General features: G+C 75.3%; 18 protein-coding genes. 12 read left to right on the forward strand and 6 right to left on the reverse strand.

The window, feature by feature from the left end; genetic code table 11:
* Positions 1-415 precede the first annotated feature (415 nt).
* The 6 genes from ACH436_RS08860 (at position 416) to ACH436_RS08885 (ending at position 9,146) form a co-directional block, all read left to right on the forward strand.
* Positions 416-2,740 carry a hypothetical protein gene (locus tag ACH436_RS08860; protein WP_430559824.1) on the forward strand — a complete coding sequence of 775 codons (2,325 nt, stop codon included), beginning with the start codon at positions 416-418 and terminating at the stop codon, positions 2,738-2,740.
* 217 nt (positions 2,741-2,957) lie between these two features.
* Positions 2,958-3,575, forward strand: a complete 618-nt coding sequence (locus tag ACH436_RS08865; RefSeq protein ID WP_430559825.1) for a hypothetical protein — start codon at positions 2,958-2,960, stop codon at positions 3,573-3,575.
* Between the two features lie 179 nt (positions 3,576-3,754).
* Positions 3,755-5,293 (forward strand): adenosylhomocysteinase, encoded by a 1,539-nt coding sequence (ahcY, locus tag ACH436_RS08870; RefSeq protein WP_430559826.1) that lies wholly within the window; start codon positions 3,755-3,757, stop codon positions 5,291-5,293.
* A 133-nt stretch (positions 5,294-5,426) separates the two neighbouring features.
* On the forward strand, positions 5,427-6,920 hold the full coding sequence (locus tag ACH436_RS08875) for a sensor histidine kinase (protein WP_430559827.1): 1,494 nt from the start codon (positions 5,427-5,429) through the stop codon (positions 6,918-6,920).
* Positions 6,917-7,618: a response regulator gene (locus tag ACH436_RS08880; RefSeq protein ID WP_430559828.1), complete on the forward strand. Its 702-nt coding sequence runs from the start codon at positions 6,917-6,919 to the stop codon at positions 7,616-7,618. The genes ACH436_RS08875 and ACH436_RS08880 overlap by 4 nt, the downstream gene beginning before the upstream one ends.
* Positions 7,619-7,859: 241 nt before the next feature.
* Positions 7,860-9,146, forward strand: coding sequence for an acyltransferase family protein (locus ACH436_RS08885; RefSeq protein ID WP_430559829.1), 1,287 nt, complete (start codon positions 7,860-7,862; stop codon positions 9,144-9,146).
* Here the strand turns inward: ACH436_RS08885 and ACH436_RS08890 are convergent.
* Positions 9,119-9,967 carry an RDD family protein gene (locus ACH436_RS08890; RefSeq protein WP_430559830.1) on the reverse strand — a complete coding sequence of 283 codons (849 nt, stop codon included), beginning with the start codon at positions 9,965-9,967 and terminating at the stop codon, positions 9,119-9,121. The two genes, ACH436_RS08885 and ACH436_RS08890, sit on opposite strands and share 28 nt — an antisense overlap.
* Before the next feature lie 42 nt (positions 9,968-10,009).
* Here ACH436_RS08890 and ACH436_RS08895 point away from each other — a divergent pair, with 42 nt between their 5' ends.
* Complete coding sequence (locus tag ACH436_RS08895) at positions 10,010-10,999, forward strand: stage II sporulation protein M (RefSeq protein ID WP_430559831.1); 990 nt, start codon at positions 10,010-10,012, stop codon at positions 10,997-10,999.
* A 94-nt stretch (positions 11,000-11,093) separates the two neighbouring features.
* Here ACH436_RS08895 and ACH436_RS08900 read toward each other — a convergent pair whose 3' ends face one another.
* Genes ACH436_RS08900 through ACH436_RS08920 form a run of 5 tightly spaced genes read right to left on the reverse strand, consistent with a single transcriptional unit; the run spans position 11,094 to position 16,896 of the window.
* Positions 11,094-12,521 (reverse strand): DUF58 domain-containing protein, encoded by a 1,428-nt coding sequence (locus ACH436_RS08900; protein WP_430559832.1) that lies wholly within the window; start codon positions 12,519-12,521, stop codon positions 11,094-11,096.
* A 58-nt stretch (positions 12,522-12,579) separates the two neighbouring features.
* Positions 12,580-13,671, reverse strand: coding sequence for an AAA family ATPase (locus ACH436_RS08905; RefSeq protein WP_430559833.1), 1,092 nt, complete (start codon positions 13,669-13,671; stop codon positions 12,580-12,582).
* Positions 13,668-14,966 carry a DUF4350 domain-containing protein gene (locus ACH436_RS08910; protein ID WP_430559834.1) on the reverse strand — a complete coding sequence of 433 codons (1,299 nt, stop codon included), beginning with the start codon at positions 14,964-14,966 and terminating at the stop codon, positions 13,668-13,670. The genes ACH436_RS08905 and ACH436_RS08910 overlap by 4 nt, the downstream gene beginning before the upstream one ends.
* Positions 14,963-15,649 (reverse strand): DUF4129 domain-containing protein, encoded by a 687-nt coding sequence (locus ACH436_RS08915; protein ID WP_430559835.1) that lies wholly within the window; start codon positions 15,647-15,649, stop codon positions 14,963-14,965. The genes ACH436_RS08910 and ACH436_RS08915 overlap by 4 nt, the downstream gene beginning before the upstream one ends.
* The gene (locus tag ACH436_RS08920) at positions 15,646-16,896 is read right to left on the reverse strand and encodes a glycerophosphoryl diester phosphodiesterase membrane domain-containing protein (protein ID WP_430559836.1); all 1,251 of its coding nucleotides are present in this window, start codon (positions 16,894-16,896) and stop codon (positions 15,646-15,648) included. Before ACH436_RS08920 ends, ACH436_RS08915 begins: the two co-directional genes overlap by 4 nt.
* Positions 16,897-17,098: 202 nt before the next feature.
* On the opposite strand from ACH436_RS08920, the gene mtrA reads away from it, so the two are divergent.
* The 5 genes from mtrA to hpf all read left to right on the forward strand — a co-directional run bounded on the left by mtrA (position 17,099) and on the right by hpf (position 23,152).
* Positions 17,099-17,779 (forward strand): MtrAB system response regulator MtrA, encoded by a 681-nt coding sequence (gene mtrA, locus ACH436_RS08925; RefSeq protein WP_429735004.1) that lies wholly within the window; start codon positions 17,099-17,101, stop codon positions 17,777-17,779.
* Positions 17,766-19,550 (forward strand): MtrAB system histidine kinase MtrB, encoded by a 1,785-nt coding sequence (gene mtrB / locus ACH436_RS08930; RefSeq protein WP_430559837.1) that lies wholly within the window; start codon positions 17,766-17,768, stop codon positions 19,548-19,550. The genes mtrA and mtrB overlap by 14 nt, the downstream gene beginning before the upstream one ends.
* The gene (locus ACH436_RS08935) at positions 19,547-21,295 is read left to right on the forward strand and encodes an LpqB family beta-propeller domain-containing protein (protein WP_430559838.1); all 1,749 of its coding nucleotides are present in this window, start codon (positions 19,547-19,549) and stop codon (positions 21,293-21,295) included. Before mtrB ends, ACH436_RS08935 begins: the two co-directional genes overlap by 4 nt.
* A 157-nt stretch (positions 21,296-21,452) precedes the next feature.
* Positions 21,453-22,295, forward strand: coding sequence for a ComF family protein (locus tag ACH436_RS08940; protein ID WP_430559839.1), 843 nt, complete (start codon positions 21,453-21,455; stop codon positions 22,293-22,295).
* Positions 22,296-22,486: 191 nt separating this feature from the next.
* Positions 22,487-23,152, forward strand: a complete 666-nt coding sequence (gene hpf / locus ACH436_RS08945) for a ribosome hibernation-promoting factor, HPF/YfiA family (protein WP_430559840.1) — start codon at positions 22,487-22,489, stop codon at positions 23,150-23,152.
* Positions 23,153-23,286: the final 134 nt, after the last annotated feature.

Consider the following 23,286-nt stretch of genomic DNA (forward strand, 5'->3'; position numbering starts at 1 on the left):
TGATCGTTACCAGAATGTGATCTTGGCCGTGGCGCAGGTCACTTTTCGGGCCGAAACGGTGTGGCACGGGCCACCTTCCGGCGGCACCCGTCGACCAAGGCATCGTGACGACACGGCAAGCCGGAGGTCAAGTCGGCCACGATCGAGCGTCCGCCGGCCAGTCCCGACCGGTGCATCGACCCGCGCCTGCGCCGGCCGTCGACGCGGGTGAAATCCGTCCGGTCAGCGGGTGAAATCGCCCCGGTCAACCACGGGCCGGCGCCAGGGTGACCCCCGACGCTCCATACTCGGGCCAGCACCGCCGGAATCGCGCCCGCGCGACCCGGCGGACGGCGTCGACGCCGTGGCCGCACCGGCCGTGCCCCCATCGCTCTGCCGGCCGGTCTCCCCGGCCGGCGCGACTCCCGGAGGTCCCGTGGAACCAGTCCTGCCCGGCCGTGCGCGCCGTCGAGCGCGCACGACGGCGCTCGTCGCAGCCCTCTCGATCGTGGCCGCCCCGCTGCTGGCCGCTCCCGGAGCGGTCGCGGACACCGACCCCGCCCCTCAGGCGCAGGTCTCCACCGAGCCGACCACCGAGCCGACCACCGAGCCGACGGGCGAGGCGACGACCGTCGAGGCGACGGACGTCGTCGCGCCCGCCGCGGACCTGCTCGCGATCACGGGGACGGCGCGGGTGGGCGAGCAGGTCACCGTCGACCCGGCACCACAGCTGTGGACGCCCGCCGACGCGGGCCTCACGTTCACCTACCGCTGGCTCACGGGCGAGGACGAGCTCGCCGGCGGGACGGAACCCGTCCTCACCGTCCCGGCGGAGGCCGCCGGTCGCGCGCTCGCGGTCGAGATCACGGGCACGGCGCCCGAGGGGGCCGTGGACGGCGCGACGTCGGACGTGGTCGTCGTGCGGGCGAGCGAGGACGTCGCCGCGGGCACGTTCGTGACGGGCGACCTGCAGGTCAGCGGTGACGCGCGCGCGGGGCAGACGCTCACCGCCGTGCCGGGCGCGTGGACCCCGGCCGTCGAGCCGGCGATCGAGTGGCGCCGCGGCGAGACCGTCGTCGGCACGGGCAGCACCTACGTGCCGGGGGCGGACGACGTCGGCAGCGTGCTGACGGTCGTCGCGAGCGGGCAGGCCGCGGGCTACGCGCCGGCGAGCGTCACCGCGACGACCGCGCCGGTCGCCGCCGGTGAGCTCGACGGACCGCTGCCGACCCTGTCGGGCACCGTCCGTGTGGGGAGCAAGGTGACCGCCGTGCCGGGCACGTGGCCGGCCGGGACGTCGCTCGCCTACCAGTGGTCCGTGGCCGGCGCGCCGGTGGGGACGGCGTCGTCCTACACCCCGACGGCGGCCGACAAGGGCAAGGCCCTCACTGTCACCGTGACGGGGACCCTGTCCGGCGCCGGGCCCGCCGTCCGCACCAGCGCCGCCGCGACGGTGGCGGCCGGGGTCCTCACCGCGCCGACGCCGGCGATCTCCGGCACCGTGCGCGTCGGCTCCAAGGTCACTGCCAAGCCGGGCACGTGGACCTCCGGCACCTCGCTGGCGTACCGGTGGTACGCCTCGGGCAAGGCGATCTCGGGGGCCACGTCGTCGTCCTACACGCCGACGTCGTCGGTCCGGGGCAAGAGCCTCACGGTCCGGGTGACCGGCACCAGGACCGGCTACACGACCGTGACCAGGAGCAGCGCGGGCAAGACCGTCGCGGCAGGTGTGCTCTCCGCGCCCACGCCGAAGATCAGCGGCACCGTCCGCGTCGGGAACAAGGTCTCCGTCTCGCGCGGCACGTGGTCGCCGTCGGCCTCGACGTACCGCTACCAGTGGCGCGTGAACGGCGCGCGGATCAGCGGCGCGACGGGCTCGTCGTACACGATCCCGGCGAAGTACGCCGGCAAGAAGCTCACGGTCAGTGTCGCCGGGAGCCGCTCGGGCTACACGACCAGGACGGTGACGAGCGCGTCGTCGACGATCCTGCGGGTGTACTCGAGGACGGCGGCGCCGAAGATCTCGGGCAGCGCGCGGATCGGGTCGACGCTCAAGGTGAGCAGCCGCGGCACGTGGTCGCCGACGCCGTCGTCGTGGCGCTACCAGTGGAAGGCGAACGGCAAGGCCATCGCGGGCGCCACCCGTTCCAGCCTCAAGCTCACGGGCGCGCACTACGGCAAGCGCATCTCGGTCACGATCAAGGGCGTGCGCTCGGGCTACTACCCGACGTCCCGGACGAGTGCCGCGACCTCGCGCGTGACCGTGCCCGCCCCCGTCCTCACGAAGAACGGCGTGTACAAGGTGGGCACCCAGATCAGGCCGGGGACGTACGTGGCGCCCGGGTCCTCGTCGGGGTGCATGGTCAGGCGGCTCGACGGTTCCAAGAAGCTGGTCTGGGCAGGGCTGACCTACGGGCAGACGATCGTGACGATCCGGAGCACCGACAAGTACTTCTCGACCAGCGGCTGCGGTACCTGGCGCAAGTACGCGGCCTACGGGTCGGTCCGGACGTCGACGGCGGTCGACGGCATCTACAAGGTCGGCACCTCGGGCGGACAGCTCAAGCCCGGGCTGTACTACACCTCGGGCCCCAGGTACTCGGACGACGTCTGCTACGCCGCCGCGCTGAACAGCTTCGCGATGACGAGCGCCGCGGTCGACGAGGCGGCCGAGTACACCGGCGCGGGGTACTGGCAGGTCCTGCCCGGCGACGTCGGGTTCGAGGCGTACGGGTGCTCCTGGCGGCGCGTGTCGAGCTGAGCCGGCGGTCCCGAGCGCCGTCGTCCGTCACCCCGTCCTGGGGACCGGCGGGCGACGGCGCTCGCTGCTGCACCGCCGCGCGGCCGGGTGCGGCGAACTTCACCCGCGCGGTACCGGGTGAAGTCGGACATCGGACGGTCTGACCCCTCGGGAGCGCTCCCATACTTGACTGGCGACACCATCGTCCGCCGAGATCGGCCCACCCCAGGAGAAGCCCGTGAAGCACCCCCGTCCCACGCGCCGTGCCGGCCGCGTCGCCGCGCTCGTCACCGCTGTGACGCTGCTCGCCGCGCCGCTCGCGGCCGTCCCCGCCACGGTGGCCGCCCCGACGGCGTCGGCCGCGGTGTCCACCTCGGTGACGGTGAAGAAGATCGCGACGAAGACCGCGCCGTACAAGAAGAAGGCCACGGTCCGGCCCAACGTCGTGGCCAAGGGCAAGGTCTCCGTGAAGTCCAAGACGCTCACGGTGAAGAAGTCCGGCAAGACGATCGCGAAGAACAAGAAGTCGGTGGCGCTCAAGGCCGGCACGTACAAGGTGACGACGAAGGTCACCTACAAGACGTACCGGCTCACGTCGGCCAAGAAGAAGGTCTGGTCGGCCACCAAGTCGAAGAGCCTCACCCAGAAGCTGGTCGTGAAGCAGGGCAAGAAGCCGTCGCGTACCACGCCCGTGAGCAAGTACAACTGCCCGAGCTGGGCGCCGGTCAAGGGCAACCAGTCCGGCATCTACCACGTGCCGGGCGGTCGGTACTACAAGGTGACCACCCCGGAGGAGTGCTTCACCACGGCGTCCGCGGCGCGCGCTGCCGGCTATCGCGCGTCGAAGAACGGCTGACGGCGCACCCGCGGCGCCCGACGTGACGAGGCCGGCACCCCGCGGGTGCCGGCCTCGCTGCATCCCGGAGGCGCTGCGGACTACCCTGGGTGCTGGCCCGCGCCGACGACGGCGGGGCCACGCGCAGACGGGAGCCCCCAGCGCACACGGCTCATCCCGCAGACCCCAGGAGGGCGACCATGTCCACGACCGCTGAGGCACCCGGAACCACCGGCTTCGACGAGGCTCCCGGCCGCTACAAGGTGCGCTCGCTCGCGCTGGCGGAGGCGGGGCGGCACCAGATCCGTCTGGCCGAGCACGAGATGCCCGGCCTCATGGCGCTGCGCGCCGAGTACGGCGAGGAGCAGCCGCTGGCCGGTGCCCGCATCGCCGGGTCCCTGCACATGACGGTGCAGACCGCCGTCCTCATCGAGACGCTCGTCGCGCTCGGCGCCGAGGTGCGCTGGGCCAGCTGCAACATCTTCAGCACGCAGGACGAGGCGGCGGCCGCGATCGTCGTCGGCCCGCACGGCACGCCGTCTGACCCGCAGGGCGTCCCCGTCTTCGCGTGGAAGGGCGAGAGCCTCGAGGAATACTGGGACTGCACCGAGCAGATCCTCGTGTGGCCGGGCGCCGAGAACGGCGAGGGCGGCCCCAACCTCATCCTCGACGACGGCGGCGACGCCACGATGCTCGTGCACCTGGGCCTGCAGTACGAGCGCGCCGGCGTGGTGCCGCCCGACACGCTGCCGGGCGAGCCGGACCACACGCACGAGATGAACGTGGTGCGCGGCGTCCTGCGCCGGGCGCTGGAGTCCGACCCGCTGCGCTGGACCACGGTGGCGCAGAGCATCGGCGGCGTCACCGAGGAGACGACGACGGGCGTGCACCGGCTCTACCACCTCGCGGAGGCGGGGGAGCTGATCTTCCCGGCGATCAACGTCAACGACTCGGTCACCAAGTCGAAGTTCGACAACAAGTACGGCATCCGCCACTCCCTGCCCGACGGCATCAACCGCGCCACCGACATCCTCATCGGCGGCAAGGTCGCGTTCGTGTGCGGGTACGGCGACGTCGGCAAGGGCGCGGCCGAGGCGTTCCGCGGGCAGGGCGCGCGCGTCATCGTGTCCGAGGTGGACCCGATCTGCGCGCTGCAGGCCGCCATGGACGGCTTCCAGGTGGCGCGGCTCGACGACGTGATCGGCGAGGCGGACTTCGTCATCACGACCACCGGCAACAAGGACGTCGTGCGCACCGAGCACATGCTCGCGCTCAAGGACAAGGCCGTCGTCGGCAACATCGGCCACTTCGACAACGAGATCGACATGGCCGGCCTCGCCGCCGTGCCGGGTGTCGTCAAGACCGAGATCAAGCCGCAGGTCCACGAGTGGACGCTGCCCGCGGCCGACGGTCGGCCCGAGCGGTCGATCATCGTGCTGTCCGAGGGGCGCCTGCTCAACCTGGGCAACGCGACCGGCCACCCGTCGTTCGTCATGTCCAACTCGTTCGCCAACCAGGTGATCGGGCAGATGGAGCTGTTCGCCGACATGGCCCGCCCCGCCGAGGAGCGCCAGTACGAGCGCCAGGTCTACCGCCTGCCCAAGGTGCTCGACGAGAAGGTGGCGCGGCTGCACCTCGACGCGCTCGGCGTGCGGCTCACCGAGCTGAGCAAGGAGCAGGCCGAGTACATCGGCGTCCCGGTGGAGGGCCCGTACAAGGCGGACCACTACCGCTACTGACCTGTCAGACGTAGGGCGTGCCCCGGTGCGCCCTACGTCTGACAACTCGCCGTGGCGGACACGGGGGACAGCCCCCGCGCGCGGGGTGGCCCGCCGGATACCGGCTCGGCGCCGCGGGCGGCAGCCTGGAAGCATGACCAGCATGACGTCCACCGACGGCCCGCCGCCGCCCGCGAACCCGCCGTCCGGCGCGCCGTCCGACCCGCCGCCGACGGCGCGGCCGGCGGCACATCCGGCCGGCCCCGCGCGGGCGAAGGGCGACGGGGCGCCGCCGTTCCTGCTCGCCCCCTTCGACGGCCGCACCTGGCGCGCCTACGGCTTCCTGTGGCTCGCGCTGCTGCTGGCGCCGTTCGCGTTCACGTACGCGGTCTTCACCGTCTCGTTCATGGTGGGGGTCGCGGTCACGGTCGTGGGGCTGTTCGTGGCGGGCGGCGTGCTGCTCGGCGCCCGCGGCTGGGGCGCGACGTACCGCCGGATGGCGGTGCGCTACCTCGGCGTCGAGATCGCGGAGCCCGCCCCGCGCCAGCCGCGCAAGGGCTTCTGGCGGCGGCTCGGCGGGATGCTCGGCGACGCGACCGCCTGGCGCGCCCTGCTGTACATGGTGGTGACGTTCCCGCTGGCCATCGTGTCGTTCGTCGTGAGCACGGTGTTCCTCGCCGTGGCGCTCGGCGGGATGACCCACTGGCTCTGGTCGGGCTGGCTGCCGCCGCAGCAGGCGAGCGACGGCACGATGCACCGCGGCGCGTCGTTCGGCACCGACTGGTTCGTGGACACCCCCGCGCGCCAGCTCCTGCTCGTCGCCGCGGGCGTGATCCTGCTGTACCTGTGGCCGCAGGTGCAGTCGATGTTCGTCGGCCTCTTCCGCCTGCTGGCGGAGGGGCTGCTCAGCCCTACCCGGGCGAGCCTGCGGGTGGCGTACGCCGAGCGGGCGCGCGCCGTCACCGTCGAGGACGCCGACGAGCGCCTGCGCCGCATCGAGCGCGACCTGCACGACGGCACCCAGGCGCACCTCGTCGCGGTCGCGATGCAGATCGGGGAGGCGCGCGAGCTGCTGCGCGACGGCGCCGGCGGCACCGACGGCATCGACACGGCGGAGCTCGCCGCGGTGCTGGAGACCGCGCACTCCAGCACCAAGGACACCCTCGCGGAGCTGCGCGAGCTCGCCCGCGGCATCCGCCCGCCCGCGCTGGACGCGGGCCTCGCGGTCGCCCTCGAGACGCTCGCCGCGCGGGCCGCGCTGCCCGTGCGGGTCCACGCGGTCGGCCTCGAGGGTGCGGACCTCCCGCCCAGCGTCACCGCGATCTCCTACTTCGCCGTCGCCGAGCTCGTCGCCAACGCGACCAAGCACGCCCGGGCGACCGGCGTCGACGTCGTCGCGGGCGTGGAGCCCGTCGCCGACGCCTCGACCGGCGCGGCGGTGCGGGCGCTCGTGCTGCGGGTGCACGACGACGGCGTGGGCGGCGCCGCGGTGCGGGCACCTGACGCGTCCGGCCGGGGGAGCGGCCTGGCGGGGCTCACCGACCGGCTGTCGGGCGTGGACGGGACGCTCGGGGTGGTCAGCCCCGCGGGAGGGCCTACCGTGATCACCGTGACCATCCCGCTGCCCACCCCCGGCACCCGCCGATGACACCCGGTGCCGCCACCGGCGCGACCCCGCTGCGCATCGTCGTCGCGGAGGACTCCGCCATCCTGCGCGACGGCCTCGTCGCGCTCCTGTCCCGGCGCGGCCACGACGTGGTCGCGGCGGTGCCCGACGGGGACGCGCTCGTCCGCGAGGTCACGACGCTCGCCACCGCGGGCGCGCTGCCCGACGTGCTCGTCGCGGACATCCGGATGCCGCCGTCCCACACGGACGAGGGGCTGCGTGCGGCCGAGGCGCTGCGCGCCACGCACCCCGGGCTGCCGGTGATGGTGTTCTCGCAGTGGGTCGAGACGCGGTACGCGTCGCGGCTGCTCGAGGGCGACCCGCGCGGCGTCGGCTACCTGCTCAAGGACCGCGTGGCCGACGTCGGGGACTTCGTCGCTGCGCTCGGCCGGGTGGCGGCGGGGGAGACGGTGCTCGATCCCGAGGTGGTGCGCCAGCTCATGGGCGCGCACCGCTCGCCGGAGGACAGCGTCGGCCGTCTCACGCCGCGCGAGAAGGAGGTCCTGGAGCTCATGGCGCAGGGCCGCTCCAACGGCGCCATCGCCGACCAGCTGTACCTGTCGTACGGCGCGGTGGAGAAGAACGTCGCGGCCATCTTCACCAAGCTCGACCTGCCGCAGGACTCCGCCGACCACCGGCGCGTGCGCGCCGTCCTGCGCTACCTCGGCGCCGACGCCTGACCTCCGACCTGTCAGGTGTGCGCTTGGAGAACCGAGCGCAGGCCCTGACAGGTCGGTTCGCCCGCGAGCTGTCAGGGTGAGCGCGCGGTATGCCCGGCGCTGGGCCTGACAGGTCGGCGGGGGTTGTCCCCCGGACCGGCCCGGGGGAGACGGCGGTCGGCACGGGGGCCAGGCCCCTGTCGGGCGACGTCGCAGGTCACGAGGCTGGAGGCGTCCCAGTCGCCCAGTCTCAGGAGCCATCGTGGCCGTCCTCGACGCCCCCGCCCCACCCGCCCGGCCCGCCCCGTCAGCGCCGGCCGCGCGACCCCGCTCCGTCGCCCCGGCGGCACCGCCGGCCGACGCGCCCGCCGCCCGGCCGCGTCGGGCCCGAGACCCGTTCGTCGACGTCGTGCGGGCGCTCGGCACGCTCAGCGTCGTGCTGCTGCACTGGCTGATGGCGGAGGCGACGTGGGACGGGCGGACCCTGCTCGTCGGCAACGCGCTCGGGCACGGCGCGGGCTGGCTCGTCACCTGGCTCCAGCCGCTCGCGCTGCTGTTCTTCGCGGCCGGTGCGTCCGCCGGGTATCAGCGCGGGGCCGCCGTCGTGGGTGGTCGTGGCTGGGCCAGGACGGTGCTGGCGCGGCTGCGCGCGACGGCGCGGCCCGTCGGGGCGTTCGTCGCGGCGTGGGCGCTCGCGGTGGCCGCGCTGCTCGCCCTCGGCGTGCCCGACGACGCCGTGTGGCGGATGGCGCGGATGGCGCCGCAGCTGCTGTGGTTCCTCGGGGTGTGGGTGGTGCTCATGGCGCTCACGCCGCTGCTGCGCGCGGCCTGGCGGCGGTGGCGGTGGGGCGCCCTGACCGTCGCCGTGGCGCTGCCGCTGGCCCTCGACGCGCTGCGGTTCGGGCTCCCGGGGGAGGTGACCGGCGCGCTGGCCTGGGCCAACGTGCTGCTCGCCTGGGCCGCGTCGTTCCTGGCCGGGATCGCCTACGCCGTCGAGCGCAGCGCCCCGCGGCGGCCCGTGCCCGACGCGTCCGCCGACCCGCTGTCCGGCCGGACGGCCCGGCTGCTCCTCGCCGCGGGGGCCGTCGCCGCCCTCGCCGCGACGGCCGCGCTCGTGGCGGCGGGGCCCTACCCGCTGAGCCTCGTCGGCATGCCCGGCGACGAGATCTCCAACCTCGGCCCGCCGACGGCCCCCGTCGTCGCGCACGCCGTCGCCCAGGTGTGCCTGGTGCTGCTGTTCCGCGCGGCGCTGGTGCGCTGGGCGGCGACCGGGACGGGGGCGCGGGCGGTGGGCGCGCTCGCCCGCCGGTCGATGACCGTCTACCTCTGGCACCTCACCGCGATGTTCGCGGTCGTCGGGGTCGCGCTGCTCGGGCTGGGGCAGGAGCTGCCGGCAGCCTGGGGCGCGGACTGGTGGGCGTCGCGCCCGGTCTGGTTCGCCGCGTACCTGCTGGTGATGCTCGGCCTGGTGCGCGTGTTCGGCCGCTTCGAGGACCGCCCGTCGCACCACACCCGGCGGGGTCAGCGGGGCGGGTCGGGGACGGCGTAGGGCAGGCGGTGCAGCGTGGCGGCGCGGGCCTCGGCCCGCTCCTGCTCCGCGCGCCCGCGCTCGAGCTCACGGTCGCGGCGCTCGTGCAGGACGGCGTGCAGGAACGCCTCGGGCGGAGTGCCGGGCGGCGGGCCCGGCGCGACGAACGGCTCCACGCGGCCGGCGAGGTCGTCGGCGAGGCCGGCGCGCGAGACCGGCGCCAGGCGCGGCGCCCGGTCGAGGAACTGCCGGGCGGCGAGGGCGAGGCCGTCCGGCAGGCGCCGGATGTCCGCCGTGCGGGCCCAGGCCGCCAGCTCCGACGGCATGGCGAGCGGGACCGTCCGCGCGCGCCCGCCCCGCACGCGGATGACAAAGGTGCCGGCCAGCAGGTCGCCGAGCCGCTTGCCGCGGGAGTTGGACAGCGACACGACCAGCGCGACGCTGCCGACCGTCAGCCACAGCTCGCCCACGCCCACCAGCGCGCGCACGAAGGCGTGGCGGAAGCGCACCGGGCCGCCGTCGTCGCGCACGACGCGCAGCCCGGTGATCAGCTTGCCGAGCGACCGGCCGCGGGTCAGCGTCTCGACCGTCGTCGGCAGCACCACCATCACGAGCACGGCGATGACGACGCCGGCCACCCGGGCCCACTGCTCGTCGACCGTCACGTCCTGGAGGGCGACGACGACCAGCAGCGCGATGCCGACGATCGCGAGCGCCGCCAGGTCGAGCAGCGCCGCCAGCGCACGGCTGACGAACGACGCCGGACGCGCGTCGAGCACCACGCCCTCGCCGATGACGACCCCGTCACGGATCCCGTTCTGGATCCCGTCCTGCATGTGCATCCCCCGCTCGTGCGACGTCTCCCGTGTGGAAGGCTAGCGGCCGTGGACCTCGACGCCTTCACCGCCGTGCACAGCCCGCAGTGGGAGCGCCTGCGCGTGCTCACCCGCAAGCGTCGGCTGGACGGCGCGGAGGCCGACGAGCTGGTGCGCCTGTACCAGGCGGTCGCGACGCACCTGTCCACCGTGCGGTCGGCCGCGCCCGACCCCGTGCTCGTCACGAAGCTCTCCGACCTGCTGAGCCGCGCCCGCGTGCGCGTCGCGGGCACGCACGAGCCCGCCTGGGCCGACGTGGTCCGGTTCGTCGCGGTGACGGTGCCGGCAGCGCTCTACCGGGTGCGCTGGTGGACGCTCGGCGTCGTGGTGGTGTGCCTCGCCCTCGCGATCGTCGCCGGGTACCGCGTCGCCACGGACCCGGACGTGCTCGCGCAGATGGGCACGCCCGCCGAGCGCGAGGCGTACGTGAACGAGGCCTTCGCGTCGTACTACGACCCGGGGGCGTCGTTCGCCGCCATGGTGTGGACGAACAACGCGTGGATCGCCGCGCAGTGCGTGGGCCTCGGCATCACCGGCGTCTGGCCGGCCTACGTGCTGATCCAGAACGCGGTGGGCGTGGGCGCCACCGGCGGCATGATGGCGGCCTACGACGAGCTGGACGTGTTCCTGCAGCTCATCGCGCCGCACGGGCTGCTGGAGCTCACGGCGGTGTTCGTCGCCGGCGCGGCGGGGCTCAAGCTCTTCTGGACGGCCGTGTCGCCCGGTCCGCGCCCGCGCACCGTGGCGCTGGCGCAGGAGGGGCGCGCGCTCGTCACCGTCGCGATCGGGCTCGCAGGGGCGCTCGCGGTGTCCGGGCTGATCGAGGGGTACGTGACGGGCTCCACCCTGCCGTGGTGGCTCAAGATCGTCATCGGGGCGATCGCGCTCGCCGGCTTCTGGGTCTACGTGGTCGTGCTGGGCCGCCGCGCCACGGCGGCGGGGCTCACCGGCGACCTGGACGCCGACCGTGCCGGCGAGGTCGTGCCGACCGTCGGCTGACCGATCCTCACGTCGCCGAACAGGCGGTTGACACCGTGATGGCGTGCTCGCGACCCCGATATCGGTGTCAACCGCCTGTGCGGCAGGGGCCGGGTCAGAGCCGCCCGGCGGCCTTGAGCGCCAGGTAGGTGTCGGCGAGCCGGGGAGCGAGCTCGTCCGGCAGCGCCTCGACGACCTCGGCGCCGTGCTGGCGCAGCACGGTGGAGACGGCGGCCCGCTCCAGGTCGGCGCGCGCGGCCGCGGCGGCGTCGTAGACGGCGGCCGCCGACGACCGGTCGGCCCGCAGCCGGGCGGCGTCCGCGTCGGTGACGGCGGCGACGACCACCTGGTGGGTTCCCGACAGCCGGTCGATGACCGGCAGCAGGCCGGTCTCGACGGCAGCAGGGTCGAGCGACGTCAGCAGCACCACCAGCGAGCGCTGCGAGACCCGCTGCCGCACCTGACCGACCAGGCCCGGCCAGTCCGTCTCCAGCAGCGCCGGCTCCACGGTCGACAACGACTCGGCCAGGGCGGGCAGCAGCCGCGGACCCGCCGCGCCGGCGACCCGCGCACGCAGCGCCCGGTCGTAGGCGAGCACCTGGACCCGGTCCCCGGCACGGTCGGCGAGCGCGCCGAGCAGCAGGGCCGCCTCGATGCCGGCCTCCAGCCGCGTCCCGCCGAGCGACGACGGCGCGTCGTCGCCCCCGCCGGCCCGCTCGGCGCCGGCCGGGCCGTCGGGCACGTCGTCGGGCACGGGGTCGGTACCGATGCGCGCGGCGGAGGTGCGGCCGGTGTCGAGCACGATCACCACCCGCCGGTCGCGCTCGGGCCGCCAGGTGCGCACGACGACGTCGCCGCGGCGGGCGGTGGCGCGCCAGTCGATCGAGCGCACGTCGTCGCCCACCACGTACTCGCGCAGCGAGTCGAACTCGGTGCCCTCGCCGCGCACCTGCACGGCGGCCCGGCCGTCCATCTCGCGCAGCCGCGCCAGCCGGGAGGGCAGGTGCCGCCGGCTCGCGAACTCGGGGAGCACGCGCAATCGCGCCGGCACCGCGATCGACGCCTGGCGGGCGGCGACGCGCAACGGCCCGAACGAGCGGATCGTCACCGGCCCCGCGACGCGGTCGCCGCGCCGCGTCGGCCGGAGCGGGGTGCGCACGCGGGCGGACTCTCCGGCCGGGAGGTCGACGTCGTGCCGCGCCGAACGGGCCACGAGCGGCTCGCCCGCCGCGGCGCCGTCCAGGTGCAGGCTCGCGTCCGGCACGAGCGACGGCGGCCAGGCGTCGCGGACGACGGCCCGCAGGCGGCGTCGTGCCGTGTTGGTGACCACCAGCTCCGAGCGGGTGCTCGTGCCGAGGCGCACCGACCGCGGCGTCCGGCGTTGGAGCGAGACGGCGCGCGGCGACGCGGCGAGGGCGATGTCGACGGCGCACACGGCCGCCACGACCAGCGCCCACACCACGACCGTCCCCGGCACCGGGAACAGCGCCACCGGGATCACCCCGAGCGCCGCCAGCACGACGGCGCGCCACGTCAGCGCCATCTCACCACCCCGTCCACCGTCACGTGCCCGCCGGTCCCCGACACCCTCGCCGCCGCGCTCAGCGCGGGACGGGGACGGTCGCGAGCACGGTCGTCAGCACGCTCTCGGCGGTGACGCCCTCGAGCTCGGCCTCGGGCCGCAGCTGGACGCGGTGCCGCAGCGTCGGGTGCGCGAGCGCCTTGACGTCGTCGGGCGTCACGTACGAGCGGCCCGACAGCCAGGCCCACGCGCGCGACGTCGCGAGCAGCGCGGTGGCGCCGCGCGGCGACACTCCGAGGGAGAGCGAGGGGGAGCGGCGGGTGGCGCGGCACAGGTCGACGGCGTAGCCGAGCACCTCGGGGGCGACCTGGACCTGACGCACCTCGGCACGCGCGGCCTCGAGCTGCGCGGGGCCGGCGACGGCACGGACGCCGGCGGCACCCAGGTCGCGCGGGTCGAACCCGGCGGCGTGCCGGGCCAGCACCTCGATCTCCTGCTCGCGCTCCGGGACGGGCAGCAGCACCTTGAGCAGGAAGCGGTCGAGCTGTGCCTCTGGCAGCGGGTACGTGCCCTCGTGCTCCACCGGGTTCTGCGTGGCGATGACGACGAACGGGTCCGGCAGCGGGCGCGGCGTGCCGTCCACCGAGACCTGTCGCTCCTCCATCGCCTCGAGCAGGGAGGCCTGCGTCTTCGGGGGCGTGCGGTTGATCTCGTCCGCGAGCAGCAGGTTCGTGAAGACCGGCCCCTCCCGGAACGAGAACTCGGCCGTGCGCGCGTCGTACACCAGCGAGCCGGTGACGTCGCCGGGCATGAGGTCCGGCGTGAACTGCACGCGCTTGGTCGACAGGTCGAGCGACGCGCCGAGCGCCCGCACCAGCAGCGTCTTCGCGACGCCGGGCACGCCCTCGAGCAGCACGTGACCGGAGCAGAGCAGGGCGATGAGCAGGCTCGTGACCGCGGAGTCCTGGCCCACGACCGCCTTGCCCACCTCGCTGCGCACGCCGGCCAGCGCGCCCCGCAGCTCGCGGGACGGGCCGCCGGGCGCGACCTCCGGCGCCGGCGGCGCCGACGTCGTCGGTGGTGCCTGCGGCGGCGCGGGGACGTGCGGCGCGGTGGTCTCGACAGGGGCCGCGGGCTGCGCGCCCTGCGGGTTCTCGTCGGGGGTCGTCACGATCGGTGGACCTCGCTCTCCAGGGTGTCGAGCCGACGCGCGAGCTCGGTGAGCGCGTCGTCGTCGTGGGGTGGGGGGCCGTACAGCAGGTCGGCCACGTCGTGCGTGGACCGCCCGGTGGCGCGGGCGACGGCGTCGGTGAGCACCGTGGCGTCGGCGGACCGGGGCACGCCCAGGCGGCGCGCCACGGTCTCGGCGGTGGCGGCACGCAGGCCCGCGGCGGCGTGGCCGCGGGACCGGGTCCGCCGGTAGAGGCGGCCGCGGCCGCGGGTGGTCTCGGCGGCGCGGACCACGACGGGCAGCTCCTCCGCGACCAGCGGGCCCAGCCGGCGCGCCCGCCACACCGCGGCGACGAGCACGACCAGCAGCGCCCACAGGCCGACGACGCCCGCCCACGGCGGCAGCACCCCGGCCCCGGCGGACGGTGAGCCGTTCTCGCCGGTCGAGCTGATGTCCAGAGGGTCGGGCACGAGCCAGACGAGCGTGTCGTGGGCGCCGAGCAGGCCCAGCGCCAGCGCCGCGTTGCCGTCGGCCAGCACGGAGCCGTTGGTGACGAAGGACGGGTCGTCGACGGCGGTCACGGTCCGCTCGCCGTCGCCTGCGGACGCCGGCACGCGCGCGAGCGCCCCCGCGTCCTCGACCGTCCAGCACAGCGTCACCCCGGCAGCGCCGGGCTCCGTCTGCAGCCCCGCGGTGAGGCTCAGGTCCCCGGCCCGTCCCGCGAGGGGCAGGTCGCACGACGGCGCGACGGCGGACACCGCCGCGGTGGCCCCGGGGACGCGGCTCACGGCGCCGTCGGTGGCGGCGCGCACCAGCGCGTCGTCGGCGCCCAGCAGCACCAGGTCCGCGTCGACGCCGGCCAGGGCGTCGACCTGCTCGGGCAGCAGCATGGTCGCGGGCGTCACGAGCAGCGTCGTGCCCGGGCCGGCCGCGGCGACGGCGTCCGCGACGTGGGTGACGTGCCGGACGTCGACGCCCTGGCGCCCGAGCACCTGCGCGACGGCGCGCGCCCCGTTCGGCTGCGCGTTGTCCGGCGCGAACGGCGTGGTGGACGTGACCGGGCGCTGCACGGCGAGCACGGCCACCACGAGCGCGAGCACGGCGAGCACGAGCACCGTCCACCGGGCACGACGCCAGCGGTGCGCGGTGCGGCTGCGGCCGCTGCTGCCGTCACCTGTCACGACCGGTGACGTCACGGCGTCGGGAGCGACCGCGGCCGCGGAGGTCTCGCGCGCCGGGTCCGGCGTCGTCGGCGCGTGGATCGGCGCCTGGGCCGGGACCGGGGTCGGGGTCATGGCGCGCCCACCTCGCCGGGTGCCGCGGCGGCCGCGAGGGGCGCGGGACGCATCCCGCGCACGCGCTCGTCGAGGTCGCGCAGGCGCTGGTCGTCGTCCGGTCCGGCGGGGAGCGTGCCGTAGCAGACGTCGTCGAACAGGTGCGCCGCGTCGTGCAGCTCGGTGGTGACGTCCGGCAGCCGGGCGGCGGCGTCGTGCGCAGCCTCCTGCGCCGTGCGGCCGGGCCGCTCGTCCAGCACGACGCGCTCCTCCAGGGAGCGCACGAGCGCGCGGAAGCGGTCGAGCACGGCCGCGGACCAGTCCCCGCGGGCCGCTGCGGCGTCGGCGGAGGCCCGCAGCTCGGCCGCGCAGCGCTCGTCGCCGTCGAGCACGACGACGGAGCGCCGCCCGCGCCGCGCCAGGCGCACGGGCCCGGCCACCCACCAGGCGATCGCGGCGACCAGGACGACCAGGACCACGACCACGAACGCGACCGGGAACCGCCCCCCGCCGAGCGTCAGGCCGTCGAACAGGTCGCCCAACCAGGCCAGGAGGCGCTCCAGCAACGACGGCTGCGTGGAGTACTCCGGCCGGGACAGCTCCTCCAGGAGCCAGCGGTGCGCCGTCTCCCGGTCGGGGTCCACGGGCACGCCGACGGGGAGGGCCGCCACGGCCCCGAGCACCACCGTCGACGCGCCGCTCACGCGAGCATGCCGGGCGGGGGGCCGGGCCCGGTGCCGGGCTCGCCGCCGGGTCGGCCGCTGTCGGTCGCCTGGGCCGCCGCCGCCAGCTGCACGTCCAGACCCTCGCGGCGCATCCGCACGTCGATGTACAGCAGCGCGACGACCGACGCGACGAAGATGACCGTGATCGCCGAGGAGACGACGGAGGACAGCACGGTCATCACCATCGTCGCGGTGGTGAACGACTCGGTGCTGCCACCGGTCCCGCCGATCACGCCGGCGATGACCCCGAGCGGGATCGTGATGACGTAGGCGGCGACGCTCACGATGATCATCGCGAGCAGGTAGATGCCGAACAGGCGCCAGAAGGACCCGCGCGTCAGCCGCCAGGCGCGCGCGAGGGTGCGGCCCAGGCCCTGACCCTCGAGCGCCAGGGCCGGCGCGACGAGACCCACGCGCACGCCGAGCCAGACGACGACGGCGACGTACCCCGCGCCGAGCACGAGCGCGAGGACGACCGCACCCCAGGCGGACTGGTCGCTCACCAGGGCCACGAGCAGGATCAGGAGGAAGAACCACACGAAGGCGATGACGCCGCCGGCGACCGTGCGCAGCAGGGACCAGCCGATCAGCCGGCCCACCCGGCCCTGCAGGCGCTCCCAGACCTGGCCCAGGCTGAGCTTGCGCCCGATGACCGACTGGCTCACCGACACGGTGAGGATGCCCTCCACCACGGGCTGCGCCAGGAGCAGGGTCAGGCCCGTCCCCAGCGTCGTCGCCATCGTCTGCGCCATGAGGTTGTCGAACCCGAGGTCGGTGAGCTCCGGCTCGGTCGCCGTCAGCGACGAGAACGACGACGAGAGCGACGGCACGATGAGCTGCGCCACCAGCACGCCGAGCACGATCGCCACCAGGATCACGAGCGTGGCGGCACCGAGCATGACCTTCGGGTTGTGCCGGATCGCGGTGAACGCGCCGTCGTAGATCTCGCCCAGCGACAGGGGCCGCAGCGGCACGACCCCGGGCTTCGCCGCCGGCGGCCCGGCGGGGGAGCCAGGAGGGCGCTGGCCGTACGGGCCGTACTGCGCCTGCCCGCCGTACTGCTGGCCGTACTGCTGGCCGGGCTGCTGGCCGTACTGACCCTGCCCGTACTGCTGCCCGTAGCCGGGCGGCTGCGGGGCACCCTCGGGCGCGCGCTGGCCGTAGCGGGGCGGCTCGGGGGCGTCGCCCCAGCCGGACGGCGGCTGGGGCTGGTCGGGCGTGCTCATCGCGGCCTCCCGGGCTGCAGGGCGGTCGGGTCGTGCCGACGCGTCGTCGGCGGACGGGACTGTCGAGACTGTGCTGGTGGGGTGCTGGTGGGGTGCCGGCAGCACCGGTGGTGACGCCGGTCGCCCCGACCCTAGTACGACGCGCCCGCTCCCTCACGCGGCTTTCCACCGGACCTTGCGCCGTGACTGGCATCATGGGTGCATGAAGTCCCGTGTCCTGGTGGTCGACGACGACACTGCGCTGTCCGAGATGATCGGCATCGTCCTGAAGTCCGAGGGGTTCGAGCCGACGTTCTGCGCCGACGGCGACGGCGCTCTCGTCGCCTTCCGCGACGAACAGCCCGACCTTGTCCTGCTCGACCTCATGCTGCCCGGCAAGGACGGTATCGAGGTCGCTCGCGAGATCCGCGCCGAGTCCGGCGTCCCGATCATCATGCTCACCGCCAAGACCGACACGGTCGACGTCGTCCTCGGGCTCGAGTCCGGCGCCGACGACTACGTGACCAAGCCGTTCAAGCCCAAGGAGCTCGTCGCCCGCATCCGCACCCGGCTGCGCCGCAACGACGACCCGGGCCCCGAGCGGCTGCGCATCGGCGACGTCGAGATCGACGTCACCGGCCACAACGTGGTGCGCGACGGCGAGCGCATCAGCCTCACCCCGCTCGAGTTCGACCTGCTCGTGGCCCTGGCCCGCAAGCCCTGGCAGGTGTTCACGCGCGAGGTCCTGCTCGAGAAGGTGTGGGGATACCGGCACAGCGCCGACACCCGCCTGGTCAACGTGCACGTGCAGCGCCTGCGCTCGAAGGTGGAGCGCGACCCCGAGAACCCCACGGTCGTGCTGACCGTGCGCGGTGTGGGCTACAAGGCCGGTGCCCCGCGCTGAGCCCGCCGCGCGCCGCGTCCGCCGGACGTGGCGGCGGTGGCGCGCCTGGAGCGTCTCGCGGACCCGGTACCTCGTCCGGCGGTGGCGGTCGTCCCTGCAGCTGCGGGTCGTGACGTCGGCGCTCGCGCTGGGCGTCGTCGCGGTCGCGCTGCTCGGCCTCTACCTGTCGATCTCGATCCGCGACGGGCTGTACGAGCAGCGGGTGGACCGCGTCGAGCGCGAGAACGCGTCGATGACGGAGCAGGTGCGCAACGCCTTCGACATCTCGCCCGCGACGTCGCGCTCCGACCTGCAGCTCCTGCTCACGCAGATGGTGCGGACGCTCGCGGCCGGCGCGTCGAGCGCGCAGGACTTCCTGCTGCTGAGCGCCCCCGACCAGACGCAGCGGCCCGCCGACACGGGCACGCAGCCAGAGCTCAAGGCGATCATCAGCGACGACCTGCGTGAGGCCACCCGCGCCACCGACGGGCAGGTGCTGCAGTCCGTGCGGATCCCCGCGGAGTTCACGGAATCCGAGGCGCCCGAGCCGGGCGTCATCGTCGGCTCGACGGTCGAGCTGCCGTCCATCGGCACCTACGAGCTGTACGCGATCTACTCCCTGCAGGCCGAGCAGGAGACCCTGTCCTTCGTGCAGCGCACCCTCGCGATCGGCGCCCTCGCGATCCTCGCGCTGCTCGGCGCGCTCACGTGGGTCGTGACGCGGCAGACGGTCGCGCCCGTGCGCCGCGCGGCGACGGTCGCGTCGCGCCTGGCCGACGGCCACCTCGACGAGCGGCTCCCGGACGCCAAGGGCCAGGACGAGATGGCGACCCTCACCCGCACGTTCAACGAGATGGCGGGCAACCTGGAGGACCAGATCGCGCGCATGGAGGAGCTCTCCGCCGCCCAGCGCCGCTTCGTCTCCGACGTCTCGCACGAGCTGCGGACCCCGCTCACCACGATCCGGATGGCGGGCGAGGTCATCCACGCCTCCCGCGACGAGCTCGACCCCGCCGCCCGCCGCTCGGCCGAGCTGCTGTACACCCAGCTCGACCGGTTCGAGATCCTGCTCACCGACCTGCTCGAGATCAGCCGGTTCGACGCCGGTGCCGCGGTGCTCGACGTCGAGCAGCGCGACCTGCGCGACATCGTCACGGCGGTGGCCGAGACGTCGATGCCCCTCGCGGAGACCAAGCAGGTCTTCCTGTCGGTCACGCTCCCGGACGAGCCGACGACCGCCGACGTCGACCCGCGCCGGGTCGAGCGCATCGTGCGCAACCTCGTCGTGAACGCCCTCGAGCACGCCGAGGGGCAGCCCGTCGAGGTCACCGTCGGCCTCGACGCCGACGCCGTCGCCGTGGTCGTGCGCGACCACGGCGTGGGGCTCGCGCCCGAGGACATCGACCGCGTCTTCCACCGCTTCTGGCGGGCGGACCCGGCCCGCGCACGCACCACCGGCGGTACCGGCCTGGGCCTCGCGATCTCGCTCGAGGACGCGCGGCTGCACGCGGGCCGCCTCGAGGCGTGGGGCCGCCCCGGGAAGGGGGCGAGCTTCCGGCTCACGCTGCCGCGCCGGGCCGGGATCCGGCTCCAGGGCTCGCCCCTGCCGCTCGAGGGCCCGTCCACGGGGGTCACGGCCCCGCCCACCGGGCAGCTGCCCGTCGTGAACCCGCCGACCGGCCCCACCCCGACCGCCATCCCCGAGCTCGGCGTGGTGGACGCCGACGGCCTGGACATCGCGCACGCCCCCGTCCCGCCCGCCCGCGCCGACGCGGAGGAGGAGGCCCGATGACGACGCCACGCCCCCCGGAGCCCCGGCGCCGGCCGCGCCGCCGGCTCGCCACCCTGCTCGCCGCGGTGGTCGCCGCCCTGACCGTGCTCGCCGTGACCGTGGCGTGCGCGCGCATCCCCACCAACGGGCCGGTGCGCGACGGCGACACCGAGCTGGAGAACATCGGCGAGATCGGCTACATCGCGTCCGGCCCCACCGCCGGCGCCAGCCCGGACCAGGTGGTGCAGGGCTTCCTCAGCGTGGCCCAGCTCGGCCCGACGTCGACGTCGTCCTTCGCCGTCGCGCAGGAGTACGTCACCGAGGAGGCGTGGGAGGGCTGGGACCGGTACGCGCGCGTGCTCGTGCTGCAGGAGGACCCCGAGCTGGACCTGGGCGAGGTGCCGGCGGACGCCACGGAGGCGACCGTCGAGGCGACCGTGCGCGTGGTCGCCACGCTCGACGAGCGCGGGATGTACACCGAGGAGGCGCGCACCAACGAGTTCACGGTGCCCTTCGGCCTCACGCGCAGCGCGGGCGGGGAGTGGCGGATCTCCCAGCTCGAGGACGGGCTCATGCTCCCGGCCGCGTTCTTCGCCCAGGCGTTCCACCCGACGACCCTCTACTTCCCGACGCCCGACCTCACCTGGTGGGTGCCGGACATGCGCTGGTTCCCGCGCCAGACCTGGCGCACTGACGCGACCAGCGAGATCCTGGCCGGCCCGCCGGAGTGGCTCCAGGACTCGACCACGACGGTCATCCCGGAGGGCACCTCGCTGGCCATCGACGCGGTGACGGTGACCGACGACGGCACCATCGACGTGAGCCTCACGTCGACGATCTCCCAGGCCAGCGCCGAGCAGCGGGCGCTCGCGGCCGCGCAGCTGCAGGCGTCGCTCGCCGAGGGGGAGGGGCGCACGGTGGTGCTCTCCGACCAGAACACGCCGCTCACGACCGCGGGGGTCGACTCGATCTCCGCGCCCCGGACGCGGGGCGAGGCCGTCGCCCTCGCCGGCGGCGAGCTCGTGCGCGTCGTCGGGCGGGAGCTGCGGGAGCCCGACGAGCCCGTCTCGCTCGCCGGGCTCGACCCGACGGCCCTCGCCGCCGGCCCCGGCGACGAGCCGGTCGTGGTCCGCGACGGCGCCGAGCGCATCGTCCGGGTCACGGGCGACGGCGCGCCCGACGTCCTCCTGTCGGGCGCGAAGCTGGTGCCGCCGTCCGTCGACCGGTTCGGCGCCGTGTGGAGCGCCCAGGGCGGCGAGCTCCTCGTGGCGATGCCGTCCGGCGCGGTGCGGACGCTGAACGTGGACTGGCTCTCGTCGCGGAACATCCTGTCGGTGCGCGTGTCGCCGGAGGGCGCGCGCGTGGCGATCGTCAGCTCCGGCCCCAGCGGTCGCCTCGTGCACGTCGCGGGCGTCGCGCGCGACGCGGAGAACGTGCCGACGGGCCTGTCGGCACCGGTGCAGGTCGGCGCCTCCGTGCGTCAGGCGACGCAGGCGGTGTGGCAGGACGAGGCCGTGCTCGCGCTGATCGGTCAGGAGGCCGACAGCGACGACGCGGTCTTCCTCGCCGGCGTCGGCGGGCTCCCGGGCCAGGGCGGGCTGTCCCGCGCCCAGCCCGGCGTGCCGGAGCCGCGCTCCGTGACCGCGTCGGTCGGCACCGGGTCCATGCTCGCCGTCGACAGCGGCGGCACCCTCTACTCGCGGCAGAGCTCCGCGCTGTGGTCGATCGTGTCCGACGACGTCGACCTCGTCGCCTACCCGGGCTGAGGGCCGCCGGGCCGCCCGCGACCGCGGGCGGGCGCAGGCCGCCCGAGACGACGTGGCCGCAGGGCGGCGGGCCTCCGAGCCTGCCCCCAGGCCGCCGCCGTCCCCAGACCCTGGCGGCGGCCGCCCGCGAGGAGGCCGCGCAAGGCACGCTGCACGCATGCCGTCGACCGCCGCGCCGTCCACCTCACCGCCGCGCACCTCGCCGCCGCCCGTGCGGTGGCTCCGGGAGCTCGGCCGGCTGGTCGTGCCCGTGTCGTGCCCCGGCTGCGGCGCCCTCGACGTGCCGTGGTGCCCCGCCTGTGAGGCGCTCCTGCGCGGTGACCCGGACCGCGTCGAGGCCGCCGCCCCGCGCCTGGACCGCCTCGACGGCGTCCCCGCCCTGCCCGTGTGGGCGCTCGGGCCCTACACGGGCCCCGTGCGGGAGCTCGTCGTCGCGTGGAAGGACCGCGGGCGTGCCGACCTCGACCGGCTGGTCGGCCCGCCCGTCCGGTCGGCGGCGCGCGCAGCCGTCGCCGCGCAGGTGGCGCACGCCGCCGGCGGGCGGCCGCTGCTCGTGGTGGGCGCCCCCTCCACGGCGTCGTCGCGCCGTGCCCGCGGGCGCGACCACGTGCGCGTCCTCGCGCAGGCTGCCGCAGCCGGGCTGCGCGACGCCGGCCGCCCCGCGGCGGACGTCGCCGCACTGGGACGCCGTGCCCGCGGCCGCGACCAGGTGGGGCTCGGCGCCCGCGACCGGGCCCGCAACCTCACCGGGTCGGTGACGGTCCGGCACCGGGCGCTCGCCCGCGCCGGCGACGTGCGTCCCGCCGTCCTCCTCGTCGACGACGTGATCACCACCGGCTCGACGCTGGCGGCGGCGGAGCGCGCCCTCGAGGACGCCGGCGCGGACGTCCTCGGCGCCCTCGTCCTGGCCGCCACCCCGCCTCCCGGGGCCGTCACGAAAGACGTGAGGAACCTCCCCGCGCCACCGGTGTACCTGACGCCCGGGAGAGGGTTAGCCTGAGGGTCCCACGCGGGCGACCAGCCCCGAGACCTCGGTCCGGGAGGCTCGCCCGTGCGACCCACGAGCGGTCCGGACTCGCGTCCGGCGACCCGGGAGGTGGTGCCGAGCACGGCGCCCCCCAGGGGGTGCCCAGACGGACAACTCGGGTCGCTCGAGCAGTGGGCGGCCTCACGACGAAGTGGAGCAACACGATGGAGATCGTCGTCGTCGGCAGGCACACGGAGGTGGCGGACAGGTTCCGCCGGCACGTGGAGGACAAGCTGAGCAAGGTCACCCAGCTCGCACCGGCCGCTCGCCGGGTGGACGTGGAGGTGACGCGCGAGAACAACCCGCGACTCTCCGAGGTCCGCGAGCGGGTCGAGCTCACGGTGCACGACAAGGGACCCGTGATCCGCGCGGAGGCCGCGGCGGACGACCGGTTCGGGGCTCTCGACATCGCGTTGGACAAGCTCACCGAGCGGTTGCGCCGATCGCGCGACCGCCGCAAGGACCACCGCCGCCGCGCGAGCGGCATCCTCCCGTCCGTGGACGTCCGCCCGTACGACGAGGTCGCCGCCGCGGAGGCGGCCGTCGCCCAGCCGTCCGCGCCCGTCGCGCTCGCCGAGCCCGGGGACGCGGTCGAGGAGCAGCTCGGCGACTCCCCGGTCGTGATCCGGCGCAAGCTGCACCACGCCGAGCCGATGACCGTGGACGACGCCGTGTACCAGATGGAGATGGTGGGCCACGACTTCTTCCTCTTCATCTCGAAGGAGACGGCCCGGCCGTCCGCGGTGTACCGCCGCCGGGGCTGGACGTACGGCGTCATCGAGCTGGACTCGACCGTCGGCGGCGTGGAGCCGGTGACCGAGCTGACGTGATGGTCATGTCGGTTCTTGGCTGACGGTCCGAGCCGGTCGAGGCCTTCGTCGCGGGGACGCGTTCACGGGCGCCAGGGCGCCCTCCCCAGAGGGGGGGGGTACTCCCCCCCCCCAAGGGCCCGCCCCGGCGCAGT

This window comes from Isoptericola sp. NPDC019693, assembly GCF_044389085.1.
GTDB lineage: Bacteria > Actinomycetota > Actinomycetes > Actinomycetales > Cellulomonadaceae > Isoptericola.

Bases quoted from the DNA above. Each gene is read 5' to 3' on its own strand.
- ahcY (WP_430559826.1), top strand. From the start codon at position 3,755: ATGTCCACGACCGCTGAGGCACCCGGAACCACCGGCTTCGACGAGGCT.
- ACH436_RS08875 (WP_430559827.1), top strand. From the start codon at position 5,427: ATGACCAGCATGACGTCCACCGACGGCCCGCCGCCGCCCGCGAACCCG.
- ACH436_RS08880 (WP_430559828.1), top strand. From the start codon at position 6,917: ATGACACCCGGTGCCGCCACCGGCGCGACCCCGCTGCGCATCGTCGTC.
- ACH436_RS08890 (WP_430559830.1), bottom strand. From the start codon at position 9,967: ATGCACATGCAGGACGGGATCCAGAACGGGATCCGTGACGGGGTCGTC.
- ACH436_RS08900 (WP_430559832.1), bottom strand. From the start codon at position 12,521: ATGGCGCTGACGTGGCGCGCCGTCGTGCTGGCGGCGCTCGGGGTGATC.
- ACH436_RS08910 (WP_430559834.1), bottom strand. From the start codon at position 14,966: ATGACCCCGACCCCGGTCCCGGCCCAGGCGCCGATCCACGCGCCGACG.
- ACH436_RS08920 (WP_430559836.1), bottom strand. From the start codon at position 16,896: ATGAGCACGCCCGACCAGCCCCAGCCGCCGTCCGGCTGGGGCGACGCC.
- mtrA (WP_429735004.1), top strand. From the start codon at position 17,099: ATGAAGTCCCGTGTCCTGGTGGTCGACGACGACACTGCGCTGTCCGAG.
- ACH436_RS08935 (WP_430559838.1), top strand. From the start codon at position 19,547: ATGACGACGCCACGCCCCCCGGAGCCCCGGCGCCGGCCGCGCCGCCGG.
- ACH436_RS08940 (WP_430559839.1), top strand. From the start codon at position 21,453: ATGCCGTCGACCGCCGCGCCGTCCACCTCACCGCCGCGCACCTCGCCG.
- hpf (WP_430559840.1), top strand. From the start codon at position 22,487: ATGGAGATCGTCGTCGTCGGCAGGCACACGGAGGTGGCGGACAGGTTC.